This is a genomic window from Microbacterium gubbeenense DSM 15944 (assembly GCF_000422745.1).
Classification (GTDB): Bacteria; Actinomycetota; Actinomycetes; order Actinomycetales; family Microbacteriaceae; genus Microbacterium; species Microbacterium gubbeenense.
Window position 1 is genome coordinate 1 of sequence record NZ_AUGQ01000032.1, and the last position, 14,132, is coordinate 14,132.

General features: G+C 65.9%; 13 protein-coding genes. 10 read left to right on the plus strand and 3 right to left on the minus strand.

All coding sequences use genetic code 11. The features are described 5' to 3' along the window. Together G510_RS0112295 and G510_RS0112300 are read right to left on the minus strand one after the other, a co-directional pair. A partial coding sequence (locus G510_RS0112295) for a transposase (protein ID WP_029152520.1) occupies positions 1 to 181 on the minus strand: 181 nt, incomplete at its 3' end. A 288-nt stretch (positions 182 to 469) separates the two neighbouring features. Continuing rightward, positions 470 to 802 carry a helix-turn-helix domain-containing protein gene (locus G510_RS0112300; protein ID WP_029153862.1) on the minus strand — a complete coding sequence of 111 codons (333 nt, stop codon included), beginning with the start codon at positions 800 to 802 and terminating at the stop codon, positions 470 to 472. Between G510_RS0112300 and G510_RS0112305 the strand changes: the two genes are divergently transcribed. Then, the gene (locus G510_RS0112305) at positions 795 to 1,034 is read left to right on the plus strand and encodes a helix-turn-helix domain-containing protein (protein WP_029153863.1); all 240 of its coding nucleotides are present in this window, start codon (positions 795 to 797) and stop codon (positions 1,032 to 1,034) included. The two genes, G510_RS0112300 and G510_RS0112305, sit on opposite strands and share 8 nt — an antisense overlap. Positions 1,035 to 1,062: 28 nt before the next feature. On the opposite strand, the gene G510_RS17650 is transcribed toward G510_RS0112305, so the two are convergent. Next, entirely contained in the window at positions 1,063 to 1,884 is an 822-nt protein-coding gene (locus tag G510_RS17650) for a helix-turn-helix transcriptional regulator (RefSeq protein ID WP_051216739.1), read from the minus strand. A gap of 229 nt (positions 1,885 to 2,113) precedes the next feature. Between G510_RS17650 and G510_RS0112315 the strand changes: the two genes are divergently transcribed. From G510_RS0112315 to G510_RS0112355, 9 genes are all read left to right on the plus strand, one after another. Then, on the plus strand, positions 2,114 to 3,157 hold the full coding sequence (locus G510_RS0112315; RefSeq protein ID WP_084644367.1) for an ABC transporter substrate-binding protein: 1,044 nt from the start codon (positions 2,114 to 2,116) through the stop codon (positions 3,155 to 3,157). 382 nt (positions 3,158 to 3,539) lie between these two features. Then, positions 3,540 to 4,850, plus strand: coding sequence for an NtaA/DmoA family FMN-dependent monooxygenase (locus G510_RS16830; protein WP_051216740.1), 1,311 nt, complete (start codon positions 3,540 to 3,542; stop codon positions 4,848 to 4,850). Positions 4,851 to 4,977: 127 nt separating this feature from the next. After that, the gene (locus G510_RS0112325) at positions 4,978 to 5,916 is read left to right on the plus strand and encodes a FecCD family ABC transporter permease (protein WP_234988573.1); all 939 of its coding nucleotides are present in this window, start codon (positions 4,978 to 4,980) and stop codon (positions 5,914 to 5,916) included. A 104-nt stretch (positions 5,917 to 6,020) separates the two neighbouring features. Further along, entirely contained in the window at positions 6,021 to 7,019 is a 999-nt protein-coding gene (locus tag G510_RS16835) for a FecCD family ABC transporter permease (RefSeq protein ID WP_342664735.1), read from the plus strand. 29 nt (positions 7,020 to 7,048) lie between these two features. After that, positions 7,049 to 7,921, plus strand: a complete 873-nt coding sequence (locus tag G510_RS16840; RefSeq protein WP_051216742.1) for an ABC transporter ATP-binding protein — start codon at positions 7,049 to 7,051, stop codon at positions 7,919 to 7,921. Positions 7,922 to 7,925: 4 nt separating this feature from the next. Continuing rightward, positions 7,926 to 9,770, plus strand: coding sequence for a siderophore-interacting protein (locus tag G510_RS0112340; protein ID WP_029153866.1), 1,845 nt, complete (start codon positions 7,926 to 7,928; stop codon positions 9,768 to 9,770). Between the two features lie 167 nt (positions 9,771 to 9,937). After that, positions 9,938 to 11,536, plus strand: a complete 1,599-nt coding sequence (locus tag G510_RS0112345; protein WP_169562630.1) for an ABC transporter transmembrane domain-containing protein — start codon at positions 9,938 to 9,940, stop codon at positions 11,534 to 11,536. Continuing rightward, positions 11,533 to 13,299, plus strand: coding sequence for an ABC transporter ATP-binding protein (locus tag G510_RS0112350; RefSeq protein ID WP_029153868.1), 1,767 nt, complete (start codon positions 11,533 to 11,535; stop codon positions 13,297 to 13,299). Before G510_RS0112345 ends, G510_RS0112350 begins: the two co-directional genes overlap by 4 nt. Positions 13,300 to 13,378: 79 nt before the next feature. Further along, positions 13,379 to 14,110: a hypothetical protein gene (locus G510_RS0112355; RefSeq protein WP_157560610.1), complete on the plus strand. Its 732-nt coding sequence runs from the start codon at positions 13,379 to 13,381 to the stop codon at positions 14,108 to 14,110. Positions 14,111 to 14,132: the final 22 nt, after the last annotated feature.

Consider the following 14,132-nt stretch of genomic DNA (forward strand, 5'->3'; position numbering starts at 1 on the left):
TGCGCTGGGTGGCCCGGTCAGGAGAGGGCTGTCCGTACTCGGCTCCTGCGACCGCGTCGGCTTCGGCAGACAGGAGCGAATTGATGATCGTCTGCAGCAGCTGCCGCATCAGATCGGGTGACGCGTCGCCGAGCGCTTCACGCAGGACGGTGGCAGAGTCGACAATGTGAGGAGCGGTCATCGTGTGTCTTCCGTTCGAGAGGCTGTAGGAGGTTTCCTCGAAGGATCACACGGTGACCGCGTCTACGTCAGAGACGAGGCAGGCCACCGCGCGTTACACCACTATGCGGGACTCCACTGGGGTCAGGTGCGCGCGCAGCGCGGGCCTCGCACTCCTAGTGCCAGACGTGTGGGGAGACTCCTCATAACTGAAACTACAAGAGTCGCGCGATATCAAAGGTGACCGGCGCATGGTAGTTCAAGCTACTCTGCAAGGGCACACATTCGTCACCCTGATTCATTTCAACGCTCAGCGAAGCAGTCGCACCGTCACTCTCGCCTCAGCCTGGTGGTCGCCAACCGTGCTACCGGTGTAGCGGCGAAACGCCCGGCTGAACGCTGAGACATACGCGAAGCCGAGGTGGTGCGACACCCAATTTGCCTGTTGGTCCGCATAGAGCCAGCTCATGGCGCGCTGCATGCGCAGTCCATTACGCCACTCGGCGAAGGTGAAATCGGAGTGCACAGTGAAGGCACGTCTGATGCTGCGCGACTTGGTGCCGAGCGCTTGAGCCCAATCGTCCGCGTTGGAGGCGTCCTTCTCGGAAGCTACGTTGGAAGAACTCGCCGCTGACGTGTCCATCAGCGCCAGGCAGCTCCAGCGCCTGTTCATCGAGGGGACCGGACTGAAATTCGCGCAGTGGCGCAACCGCGCCCGCCTCAACCAAGCGATCGCCAGTCTCCGTACCGAAGACAACCTCGGCACCGCGATGGGAGCCTCAACATTCTCAACTAAGCAAGGATTGTTGCGGGCACTCAGCCGCGAATGCGGTACCCCGATCGACCAGTTGACGGCAGAGCACGCGGCCGCCTAAACCGATGCTCAAGAGCGAGAGGCAGGCATCAATCCCCCGCGGACCTATTGGCATGTGGCAAGCCTTTTCCCAAGGCCGCGTTATTCCCGATTTCGGTAAGAGGTGTGACTGCTTCGGCGGCGTAGCGAGACGGCGCGATGCCGAAAAAGTTGCTGAAGGCGCGCGAGAAACTGTTGGGGCTCTCGTAACCGACGCGGTGACTGACTGCGGTGACATTCGCGCCCGTCTTCAGCAGACGCGCCGCTGCTTGGAGACGATTGCGCCGCCGCCACTCACGCAGCGTGTAACCGGTCTCCGCGAGGAAAGTACGCTCCAAGCTCCTGCTGCTGAGATGCACTTCGGAAGCCCAGCGGGCGATCAATCGATCATCGCCGGGGTTGAACAGCAACGCATTGGCCACCGTCAGTGCAGCCGGAGTGCTCGGTAGCGGCAACGCGCCGCCGCCTAGTATTCGCCGCTCCAAAATCGAGAGCACCTGACGCTCGACATTAGCCTGCGGCCTGATGAGCGTGGTCGTGTAACTCTGGTGCAGGGCCAGAAAACAGATCTTCTCTCGATCCGTTATCTGGACGACCGTGATATCCGACAGCACCGTTGCGGTGAGCCGATACTCGAACCAGAAAGGAAGCAGGATCGAATCGGCCTGCACCCGTACCGAGTGTCGAGTCCCCATTGGAAGCCACAGGACGTCATTAGCCGACAGTTCGATCTGTTGATTTGACAGAAAGAAGCGCGAAGAGCCGGCGACCTGCCAGAAGGCCACGCCTTCATCTACGTGTTGACGATCGATGACGTCGACGCTGGGGATCCTCAATGAGAAATCAGTGTCCACAGCCTGGTCGATCTTCACCGTTGCCTCTCCGCGTGTCGATGTTGTCGTGTTCGGCTAGATACCTGTCGAATCGAGCACCGTTCCGTCACCTAGTTTAGCCTAACCTAATTTCGGTACGATCATTGACTGTACGAGCCATTCCACGCATGCCTGCGGCGACTGAATCGGCCCTTACGGGCCGTAGCCAAATGCGACAACACCCACCCGCCCACGCCATTGCTCCGAAGAAAGCAGGGTCCAGTTCCACATGTCCGTTTCCCCCTCCGCCGATACCCGCGCCCCATGGAAGCGCTTCGTCGTGGCCACCACGACGATGCTGGTTCTACTCACCTCTGGTTGCACCGCCGCAGACGACAACCCGACGCCTGGCGACAGTTCCACCCCATCGGGACCCTATTCGATCACGGTCGAGAATTTCGATGGCGGTGTGACGATCGACAAGGCCCCCGAACGCATCGTGGTCCTGGAGCAGGACCAGGCCATCGAGGTCATCGATCTTCTGGGTTACTCTGACCACGTGATCGCCTACGCCCAGCCCGAGGCAGTCGTCGACCGACCCTACTTACCGGCGGAATTTCTTCGCGGCGGGGAGAAATTCAATGATGGATTGATCCCGGCCAACCCGGGAACGATCTCGCCCGAAGCGGTTGCCGCGCTCGATCCGGATCTCATCATCGGCCCCGACTACCTCGACGAGAGCGACATCGAAAAACTCAATGCCATTGCGCCGCTCGTGACGACGGCCTCCGGGAACGATGATGACCAGGAGATCGTCGAAAACACCTTCCTGGCGCTGGGAAAGACCAAGAAAGACGCTGCAGCATTTCATGACGCGGCCGTGGACATTCTGCACAATTATGGCGAATCCACCTTCGGTAGCACCAAGCTGGTCCTTGACTACTTCCGCGCCGACGAAGAAGACCTCGGCTCACCCAACTTCGGCTCGAAAATCTACTTCGAAACAGGTCTGGAGCGCGGACCGCTGACGGCCAAGGTGAAAAGCACCGGGGAATCCCAGACACTCTCATGGGAGAACTTCGGTGATCTGGCGCAAGCCGACATCTTCCTCATCGCGAGTATTGTCCCGGACGAAACTCGCGCGGTTCTCGAAGCGGATCCTCGTTGGGCGGATCTACCTGCCGTCAAGAATGATCTTGTTTTCTATCAAGGAGATCCTGAGCTGGAGACCTCGACGAGCAATCCGCTGACGCCACTCGGAGCCCAGCATTTCGTCGACACCTTCGGCGCCCAACTCGCCGAACGCCTGCACGCCGCAGGCCTCGTCGATTGATGACTTCCTATCCCCGTCGGCTGTCACCTTTGGGCACGAACAGCCCTGCTCTCGAAACTGAAACGTGACAGCCGGTGCGGGGCGATGGAACGCTCATAGGGAGATAAGCCGACAGGTCTTCTCGTGCAGCACCCCACGGGTCCATTTGGCACGGAGGCCGAGACCGATCCTAGGAGCGAGAAGCGAACCGCTTATCGAAGCGCCAGTAGAGACTAGAAGCTCGAAAGGTTGCGTCCTTGCGGCAGCTCACGAACGACGACTTCAGAAAACCTGGTAAGTGATGCAGAGGAAGCCCACCGATTGTTCGAGCGTTCCCGCTGAGCGAGTCCGAAGAGCACAACGGGCCCATGCACGCGTCGCCCGGCAGGAATAAGGAAACGCAATGACAGCCTCTGCCCGCACCCAAGGGCCGATCGCCTCGATGGTGTTGTACCCGACGAGCCTGATGCTCGACCACTCTGGGAACGAGCGTGAGGCCTCGCGACGCGGCGACCTCGGTTATCACCGGGAACTAGTGTCGATTCTGGAGGCAGGGTTGTTCGACGGCCTGTTCGCCGCGGACTTCCTCGCACAGCCGCAACCCGTTGGGGGTTTCCTGCCAGAGCCGGTGACGTTGTTGTCGGGTTTGGCGGGGAGCACGAGTCGGTTGGGGTTGGTTGGGTCACTGTCGACCACCTATAACGAGCCCTATGCCGTCGCCCGGGCGATCGCCTCGCTGGATCACCTTTCCAATGGTCGCGCTGGATGGAACATGGTCACCTCGCCCTTCGAGGCGACCGCGGGCTTGTATGGTCGGGCGCCGATGCCCCACGACGAACGCTATGCCCGGGCGACGGAGTTCGCTGAGGTGGTGGAACAGCTCTGGGACTCGTGGGACGGCGGCAACCGGATCGATGCCGTCCGTTACCACGGCGCGCACGTTGATGTCGATGGGGCGCTCAACATTCCGCGCACCCCACAGGGGAGACCGGTGCGGTTCTCGGCCGGTGTCTCGGTGCCGGGTCGCGCTTTCGCTGCCCGTTTCGCCGATGCCGTCTACATCGGACACGGTACCCCCGCCGAGGTGAACGCCATCGCCCGCGACATCAAGACACAGGCCGTGGCACTCGGGCGTGCTCCGGGCGACATTCGGGTGATGGCCAGTCAGACGGTCGCCGTGCGCGACGATGCCGACGAAGCTGCTGCCCTGCTCGGCACGGTGTCGCCAGAGCAGCGTCTAGACGGCCTGAGGGCACAGCTCGCCTCACTCGGCGGTACGGGCGCCGTGCCCGAAGGCCTCGACATCCCGCTGAGGTCGAGCGACTTCCCACGCAAAACATCGGAGCAGGGCATGGCCGGATGGGCGCAGCGATTGCTCGACGAGATCCACGCCACCGCCCCCACCCTCCGGCAGCTAACGGAGAAGGAGACGACTGTCGCATACGGCCCGCCGGAGGTGGTGGCCGACAAGCTGGAGTCGTATCTGGTCGACGGTGGCATCGACGGGTTCGTGCTCAGCACCCCATTGAACCTCGCCGAGGCCGAGAACCTTGTCGATACCCTCGTGCCCGAACTCCAACGCCGCGCCCTGCACCGCACCGCCTACACCGGAGCCACCCTGCGCGAACACCTCGGCCTTCAACCACCCTTGTCGCCACCCGCGGTCGAGACGAAGAACCACACGCTCACACAACACACCGAGGCCGGGGCATGAACGGAATAGCGCGATGACTGTGACGGCGATCCCACGGCGGTCTGCGGAAGCTCTCGTCTCACGAAGGTCACTGTACAGGCGGCGCAGTGCGGGCCTTCTACTGATCCTCGCCGCACTGGTGGTGGCGGTGCTGGCAAGTTTCGCATTCGGAGCGAATCCGCTCTCGCTGGACGCCGTGTGGCGGGGGCTGTGGCAGCCGGACGACTCGGACGCGTCGACCATCGTATGGACGCTGCGTATCCCCCGGACGATCGTCGGCCTTATAACCGGAGCAGCGTTCGGAGCCTCGGGTGCGCTGATCCAGGCGTTGACCCGGAACCCGCTCGCCGACCCCGGGATCCTCGGAGTCAACGCGGGTGCCGGCTTCGCCGTCACTCTCGGGGTGGGGCTGTTCGGTCTGTCAGGGGTGACCGGGTACATCTGGTTCGCGTTCATCGGCGCGGCCTTCGCGACGACCCTGGTGTACCTAATCGGCTCGGCTGGGCGCGGCACCGCATCCCCGGTCACGCTCGTGCTCGCCGGTGTCGCGCTGAGCGCTGTGCTCGGCGGGTTCTCGACCTTCCTGACCCTGATCGATAAGGACACGTTCCGGTCGATCCGCAACTGGGGCCTCGGATCGATCGCCCGCACCTCGTTGGAGGACACCATGAGCGTGCTGCCGTTCCTTGTGGTCGGACTGATCCTCGCGGTGATCCTCTCCGGCTCACTGAACTCCATCGCCCTAGGCGACGACCTCGCAGCCTCCCTCGGCACGAAAGTCGGCCGCACCCGCGTACTCGGCATCATCGCCGTCACCCTGCTCGCAGGTGGGGCGACCGCACTCACCGGCGGGATCGGGTTCGTGGGGCTCATGGTGCCGCATATCGTGCGCTGGTTCGTCGGCCCAGACCAACGGTGGATCATCCTTTACTCCGCACTGGCCGCACCCACGCTCGTGCTAGCCGCCGACGTGCTCGGCCGGGTGGTCGCCCGGCCCGGCGAGATCGAGGTAGGCATCGTCACCGCGGTCATCGGCGCCCCCGTGCTCATCGCCCTGGTACGCCGCCGGAAAGCGAGCGGGCTGTGAACACAACAGAGGAACAACGTTCGCACGGTGCATATTTCTCCCGTGTCGACTTTGGCTACTCGCTGAAGCGGACACGCACACGCTGGTTCTCGCTCCTGCTGCCGGTGCGCATTGCCGTCGTATCGGTGCTCCTACTCGTGCTCGCGGTCATCGCGGTGGGAGTCGCGATCACGTTCGGGGATTACCCGTTGAACTTACTGCAAGTGTGGCAGGCGATCACCGGTGCGGGTGAAGAGTTCCACCAAACGATCGTGCGGGAGTGGCGCCTCCCCGTCGCGCTCGCGGCCGTCGTGTTCGGGCTCCTTCTCGGCGTCGGTGGCGCGATCTTCCAATCCCTGACCCGCAACCCGCTCGGCTCGCCCGACATCATCGGCTTCGACGCCGGGTCGTATACAGCGGTCGTCATCACCATGCTCGTCGTCGGCACCTCCAACTATTGGACGATCGCCTCGGCATCGATCATCGGCGGCTTGGTCACCGCGTTCCTCGTCTATGTGCTCGCATACCGGCGCGGCATGCACGGATTCCGGCTCATCATCGTCGGCATCGGTGTCTCCGCAATGCTCGGCTCCATCAACGCCTACCTCATCACCCGCGCCGACATCGACGACGCGATGAGCGTCGGCTTCTGGGGCGCCGGATCCCTCAACCGCGTCTCCTGGTCATCCATGACTCCCTCACTGATCATCGCCGCGGTGATCCTCCTCGCAGCCGCCATCCTCGCTCCCGCCCTGAGGCGTCTGGAACTCGGCGACGACGCGGCCGTGACCCTCGGCACCCGGGTCGGGCGTGCCCGCCTCGGACTCATGGTTATCGGTGTCGCCACCGGTGCACTCGTGACCGCCGCCGCAGGCCCCATTGGGTTCATCGCGCTCGCCGCGCCGCAACTCGCCCGCCGGATCACCAGTTCGCCCGGGGTGAATCTGCTCGCTGCGGGGGCGATGGGTGCGGCACTCCTCTCCCTCGCGCACCTGCTCTCGCTCGTGATCGCACAGTTCTACCGGGCGATCCCGGTCGGACTGATCACGGTGTGCATCGGCGGGCTGTATCTGATCTTCCTGCTCATCCGAGAAACCCGCGCACACTACGGAACTCCACGATGACGTCACCAGCTTCTCCCCCTGAGGACACAATGACCCTTGAAAACGCTGTTGCCCGCGTCGTGATTGAGAACGCGACCATCGGCTACGACAAGCGGATCATCTCCCGCGACTTGTCGGTGCAGATCCCGGACGGGTCGTTCACCGCGATCATCGGACCGAACGGCTGCGGCAAATCGACCCTGCTGCGGGCCTTCGCGCGCGTGCTGAACCCGGTCTCGGGGCGAGTGTTGCTGGATGGTCGTGCGATCGCCTCGTACAAGTCGAAGGAGGTCGCCCGGCAGCTCGGGCTCTTGCCGCAGACCTCGCTCTCGCCCGACGGCATCCGGGTCGCTGATCTGGTGGCTCGGGGCCGGGCGCCATACCAGAACCTCATCCAGCAATGGCGCGAATCGGACGAGGCAGCGGTCGCGCGGGCGCTCACGGCAACGCGCCTGACCGAGCTGTCCTCACGGTTGGTGGATGAGCTCTCCGGCGGCCAGCGCCAGCGGGTATGGGTGGCGATGCTGCTCGCACAGGACACCCCGATCATGCTGCTCGACGAGCCCACCACCTTCCTCGACATCGCGCACCAGTACGAGCTGATGGAACTGTTCCGCGGGTTCCACGACGACGGCAAGACCCTCGTCGCCGTGCTGCACGACCTGAACCAGGCCGCCCGCTACGCCGACCACCTCATCGTCATGAAGCACGGACAGGTCGTCACCACCGGTTCCCCCGCAGAGGTGATGACCGTGGAGCTGATCGAGGAAGTCTTCGGGCTACGCGCGCTGATCGTGCCCGATCCGGTCACCGGCACCCCGAACGTCGTTCCACTGGATCCCCGCACCGCCACACTCGCGCCGGTGGAGTTCACCGGACAAGACGCCCAGACCCCCACCCAGGCCCCCGTGGAACAGGAATAACCGTATGGCTCGCAGTCTTCGCCCCCTGGACGTCTATCCGATCACCGTCCGCACCCTCGACGTGCTCCGCGTCGCCGACGTCACCCCGGGTATGCGTCGCGTCACCCTCGGCGGTGCGGAGCTCGCCGCGCACACCGCAGCGAACGGGTACCCGGTAGCAGCGTTCCGCTCCGACGGGTTCGACGACGAGGGCAAGCTCATCCTTCAGCATCCGGACGCGGAGGTTCCCGTGGCACCGACGCAGGCCGACGGGGTGCTGAACTGGCCCCGCGACAACCCGCACCTGCTGTTCCGCACCTACACGATCCGCCGCTGGGACCCGGCCGCCGGCGAGGTCGATCTGGACTTCGTCAAGCACGGCGTCGGACCCGCGACATCGTGGGCCTACTCGGTACAGCCCGGTGAGCGGGTCACCTGGGCCGGTCCGAAATCCTCCGCCCCGCATCCGGTCGGGGCGGATTGGACCCTTGTCGCTGGCGACGAGACCGCGCTGCCCGCGATCGGGCGCTGGTTGGAGGAATGGCCCGAGGGTGCGCGTGGGCAGGTGTTCATCGAGGTCGCCGAGGCCTCGCACCGGCAACTCGACCTGCCGGTTCCCGATGGGGTCGAGATCACCTGGCTGACCCGCGACGGTGCCGAGCCGGGCACCACGACACTGCTGTTCGACGCGATCCGGGCCGCCCACTGGTGGGAGGGCACGGTGTTCGCGTGGGTCGCCGGAGAGACCCTCACCCTCACCCCGATCCGCCGGTGGCTGCGGAACGAGAAGGGCCTGCCGAAGGAGCAGGTCGAGGTGACCGGGTACTGGCGGCGACAGGAAGTTGTCGTGGATGAATCGGGTGCGCTGGATCTCGATGCCACCGAGGACGACGGTGAAGCGTTCCACGAGTTGAGTGAAATCGCCCCCGGTTTCGTGCTACGGGTCGCCGCGACGATCGGACTCGCTGGTGCGCTCGGCGACCAGGCCCGCACGGTCGTGGAGGTTGCGGAGGCGACCGATACCGCCCCTGCCGGAGTGGAGAAGCTGCTGCGCTACCTCACCGCCATCCGGATCACCGAACAGACCGACGGAGGCTACCGGCTCACGAGCCTCGGGCGGAGTCTGGAGAACGATTATGTGTCCGAGGCGCTGAGCCTTACCGGGCTGTATGCGCAACGCGAACTCGGCGGCCTACTCTCCCTGCTAGCCGCGGTGCGCACCGGCCGAGGGGATCACGACCGCTGGTTCGGTGCGGAATGGGCCGACCGCACCGTGAGCGATGCGACGCTGTTGACCGCTCGGGTCGAGGAGGAGGCCGGTATTGCCGAGTACGAGGCAGGCGCTGTCGCAGCCGCCCCCGTATTCGATGGACTCAGCACGGTCGTGGTCGTGGGGCGTGCTCCCGGCGCGTTTGCGGAGGCCCTCGTCACTGCTCGCGAGGATGTGCAGGCACTCGTGGTGGCTGCCCCCTCGGAGCTGGACGCGCTGCGCGCCCTGCACGGCGAGCACGCCCGCGTCAGCCACACCCCCGGCACGCTGCTGTCTCGGCTTCCTGAGCCCGTCGATGCCGTCCTGCTTGTGGGCGCGCTGAGCAGTCTGCCGGATGCGGATGCCGCCCACGCGCTGCGCGAGGCCGCCGCGAGCGTGCAACCGGGAGGAAGAGTGCTCGTGTTCGGCGAGGTGCTCGACCCGGTACTCGCCGACGAGCACGAGTACGAAGACGACCTCATCGAGTTCGCCCTGACCGGCGGCGGTGCTCGCACCCACGACGAACACCTGGCACTGTTCGCCGCCGCCGGACTCGGCGAACCCGCACGCTCCACCATCGGCTGGGGCAACACCCTCTATGCCGCGACCGCAATCGGCTGAGGTCATCGATGGGCGGGCGGGGCGCAGGAACGCGGGCGGGATTCTTCGAACCACCCGTAGCGCCACCCACCACCGACCGGCTGCGAATAGACCCCTCCTGGTCGGCCGCACGCCTGAGCGGGTCGATCATCCGCGGGGTATGGCCGTGGATAGCAGCAGGGTCAGTGTTGCTGATCGTGCACGGGATCGCGGGGATGCTGCTGCCGGTCGTGATCGGCATGCTCGTCGACAAGGTCGTCGCACCGTCGGCTGCGGGGGTGGGGTTCGCTTCGGTGACCGGCCCGCTTGTGTGGTGGGGGCTCGCACTCGTCGGCGTCTACCTGGTGGTAAATCTGTCGTATCGGTTCGGGGGCAGGCTTGGCTGGTTCGGGGTGCAGCGCTCGCAGTTCGAGCTCTCCCAGGCGGTGCTCTCGCGTGTGCTTGACCCGCGCGGGATGGTGGGAGCGGCGCGTGCGCCGGGTGGGCTGCTCGCGGTCGCGACCGGTGACGTGCACCGCGCGTGTCTCGTGCTCTACGTCACGGTGTACCCGCCGGGTGAGATCGTCGGGCTGCTCACCGCCGCCGTGATCCTGTTCGCGATCCACCCGTGGCTGGGTCTCGGGGTCGTGGTGGCGTTGCCGATCGTGGTCGTGCTCATGCAACTCGCCGCGATCCCGCTGCGACGACGGAGCATCCGCGAACAGGCGGGACTCGCGGATGCGGCCGCCGTCGCGGCCGACCTGGTGGCGGGGTATCGGGTGATCCGCGGGATCAACGCCCAGGCCACCGCAGCCGGCCGCTACCGTACGGTCAGCCGGGAAGCGCTGCGCGGCACCCTCGCGGCACAATTCGCCCGAGCCGGATTCGACGGCATCAGCACCGCGACCGCGCAACTCTTCGCCGCGGCTGTGGTAGTCGCTGCAGCGATACTCGCGTTCACCGGGCAGCTCACGATCGGGCAACTTGTGACCGTCGCCGGGGTCGCGGTCAGCCTGATCGGACCGCTCGACGGACTCGTCGGCACCCTCGGCACCTTCTGGGCGATCTCGCAGGCCTCCGCCCGCCGCGTGCTCGACCTACTCTCGGAGCCCGCGAATCCTGCCGGGCTCGGAGAACACACCGGCGACACCACCCAGCGGGTCGGCACTGCCGAAGACCTGCTGCGAGTGGATCGGCTCGCACTCCCGGACGGATCGCTGCTGAATACCACCGTGTCGTCCGGGGAGTTCGTCGTGATCGACCTCCCCCAGGCCGGGCAACGCCTCCTCACCGACGTGCTCTCCGCACAGGCCGTACCCGTGACCGGGCAGGTGCTCCTCGATGGGGTGGCCGTGGAGGCCTGGGATCCGACCACCCTGCGCGAGCGCGTCCTAGCCGTGCCGCACACAGCAGGCTTGTTCGCCGGAACCGTGCTCGAGAACGCGCGGGCCACCGGTGACAAGCCGCTCGACGAGGCCATCGCGCGGACGGCGCTCAGGGTCGCCGCGCTGACGGAGACGGAACTGCCCTCGGGCTACGACGCCACCCGGGTCGGCGACGGTGGCCGTGAACTTTCTGGTGGTCAGCGGCAGCGAATTGCCCTGGCCCGCGCGATCACCGCCGACCCTGACCTGCTCGTGCTCACCGATCCCACCAGTTCGGTCGACGCCGTCACCGAGCAGCACATCGCCGCCGCCCTCCGCACTCACCGGGTCGGGCGCACCACAATCGTCCTCACCTCCTCGCCCGCGTTCCGTGCCGTCGCCGATCGCCTGATTGCGCCATACGAAGGCGGTGAGCCCTCGTGACAGGTTCAGCTGAGACCGCCTTCGACGGCCCGTTGCCGATCGCGACCGGCCGCACTGTCGCACGCACCCTCTGGCGGATGCTCGCCGGGCGACGCCTGCGCCTGGTAGGGCTGCTGCTGCTCTTCTTGCTGGAGGCCGCGACCGCGGTGGTGTTCCCGCTCATCGTCGGAAGCCTCGTCGATGCCGTTGCTCACACCAGCGGGAGTGTGCCCGCATCGTTCTGGTGGCAGCTCGCCGCGCTCGCTGGCGCCGCGATCGCCGCCGGGATCCTCGCTTGGGCCGGCGCGATCGCCCTGGCGAGGCTCGCCGAGACCGTCATCGCGGAACTGCGCGAAAACTACGTCGCCGCCGCCCTGGGCCTGCCGCGCCGGGTGATCGAGACCGCGGGCACCGGGGATGTCGTCACTCGCGCCTCCGACGACATCGCCCAAGCTGCCGAGACCCTCCCGAACGCCCTGCCACGCGTGGCGATCTCCGCGTTCACCATCGTCATCGTCGGGGTCAGCCTCACCGCCCTCGACCCCCGCTACCTCATCGGCTTCGCCCTCACCCTGCCGCTCTACGCACTCACCCTGCGCTGGTACCTGCGCACCGCACCGGCCGTGTACGCCGCCGACCGGGCCGCGGAATCCGTGCGCGGACAGCACATCCTCGGCACCCTCACCGAACTCCCCACCGTCACCGCCCACCGCCTCGAACACCGCCAGCTCACCCGCATCCGCGACGCGGCCTGGCAGACCGTGCGGTGGGCGATGCGAACGCGCATCATTCAGAACCGCCTCTTCGGCCGCGTCAACCTCACCGAAGCCATCGGCCTGTTTGCCGTGCTCGCCGTCGGTATCTGGCTCGCCTACACGGACTCAGCAACCCCCGGCGATGTCACCGCCGCAGCCCTCCTGTTCCTCCGCACCGTCGCACCCATCGCCGCACTGCTCTTCGTGATGGACGAACTGCAGTCCGCGCTCGCCGCCCTCGGCCGCATCATCGGCGTCATCGAACAGCCCGTCGAAGAAGCCGCCCCCAGGTCTACGGGTAGCAGCGATGGCAACGTCACACTCCACGATGTCTCGTTCAGCTACGACGGCAGCACCCCTGTGTTGCAGAACATCTCTCTCGCTATCGCTCCGGGAGAGTCCGTTGCGCTCGTCGGAGCCACCGGATCGGGGAAATCTACCCTCGCAGCCCTCATCGCGGGCATTCACCCACCAACGGCCGGACGCATCGATCGGTCCGTGCCCGCTGAGCAGATCGTGACCGTCACGCAGGAATCCCACGTCTTCACCGGCACCCTCGCCGAAAACCTCAGCCTCGCTGAGCCCACTGCTGACCATGACCTCCTGCGAGACGCCCTCACCGTCGTCGGCGCAAACCAGATCCCGGCGCAACTGCCCGACGGACTCAGCACACTCGTCGGACACGGCGGGCACCCACTCACCGGGTCCGCCGCCAGCCATCTTGCTCTCGCCCGTGCCCTCCTCGCGAACCCTGCCCTCGTCGTCCTCGACGAAGCCACCGCGGATGCCGACACCGCAGACACCACCGCCCTCGACCACGCCACTCGCGCCCTCACCAAAGGGCGCACCGCGCTCGTCATCGCACACCGACTCTCCCAGGCAGCCAGCTGCGACCGCATCATCGTCATGGAACACGGCCGCATCATTGAGCAGGGCAACCACGACGCCTTGCTGCTGACCAACGGCCCATACGCAACACTGTGGGCTGCTTGGAGCAGCGGAACAGAACGTGATGAGGGGGCCGTTTGACGTGCGCTCTCACCATCTGTCTTGAGTCGTCCGCGCATGTCGCGGACGACTCAATCATCAGCGCCCGCGGGAGCACCCCATGAGCAAGGTCGGTGATCCTCCGCAACCGGGGCGGTTTCGTGAACTCGCACCGCTCTTGGGGCCGCTTGCAGTGGTCGAGTCCGTGCGCACGGAACCGGTGGAACCCGTCGCGTTCGCGCACGCGAAGATCATCCACGTCATGGCAGGTACCAGCCGCGTCACGACCTCCACGGGCCAATGGCTGCTCAGCGCAGGCGATGTGTTCGTGCTGGGGTCTCGGGCATGGTGTCAAGCGAACCCGGAACCGCAGGTGCGGTGCTGGACTATCTACCTCGATCAGGAGTTCCTGCGCTGGCACATGATCTGGGTGCTGCCCGGCCCCGAGCGGGTACTGCCCGGCCTGCACCCGGCGCAGTGGAACGGTGAAGCGATGGTGTTTCATGCCGGGCGGGAACGGCTGGCACGGTTGGAACCTGTGCTGCGGCGGATGAGCGTCATCCCGCATCAGGGCGGCTCGGAATCGATCGCACGGCTGATCACGCTATTCGCGCAGACCGCGGAGCAGATCGTTCCGGCATTGGTGACCGATCAAGATCCCCCAGTGCGAACCGCGAACGGGATGGTTGGACGGCTCTCGGTGCTCCCGGCACGTTCTGCGGTGTCGGATGCGGCGAATCTGATGCGGGCCGACCTGGCGCGGCCGTGGACGACGGACGAGGTAGCGCGGGCGGTCGCGTTATCGGGCTCTTCCCGGTTCGTGGTGATGGGGAGCGTCGCGTCGTTGACGTAGAACGGCTCGTGGTCCTGCTGTG

What these genes read in the sequence shown, in the direction of transcription:
- G510_RS16830 (WP_051216740.1), top strand. Translation starts at nt 3,540, where the DNA reads ATGACAGCCTCTGCCCGCACCCAAGGGCCGATCGCCTCGATGGTGTTG.
- G510_RS16840 (WP_051216742.1), top strand. Translation starts at nt 7,049, where the DNA reads ATGACCCTTGAAAACGCTGTTGCCCGCGTCGTGATTGAGAACGCGACC.
- G510_RS0112340 (WP_029153866.1), top strand. Translation starts at nt 7,926, where the DNA reads ATGGCTCGCAGTCTTCGCCCCCTGGACGTCTATCCGATCACCGTCCGC.
- G510_RS0112315 (WP_084644367.1), top strand. Translation starts at nt 2,114, where the DNA reads ATGTCCGTTTCCCCCTCCGCCGATACCCGCGCCCCATGGAAGCGCTTC.
- G510_RS0112300 (WP_029153862.1), bottom strand. Translation starts at nt 802, where the DNA reads ATGGACACGTCAGCGGCGAGTTCTTCCAACGTAGCTTCCGAGAAGGAC.
- G510_RS0112355 (WP_157560610.1), top strand. Translation starts at nt 13,379, where the DNA reads ATGAGCAAGGTCGGTGATCCTCCGCAACCGGGGCGGTTTCGTGAACTC.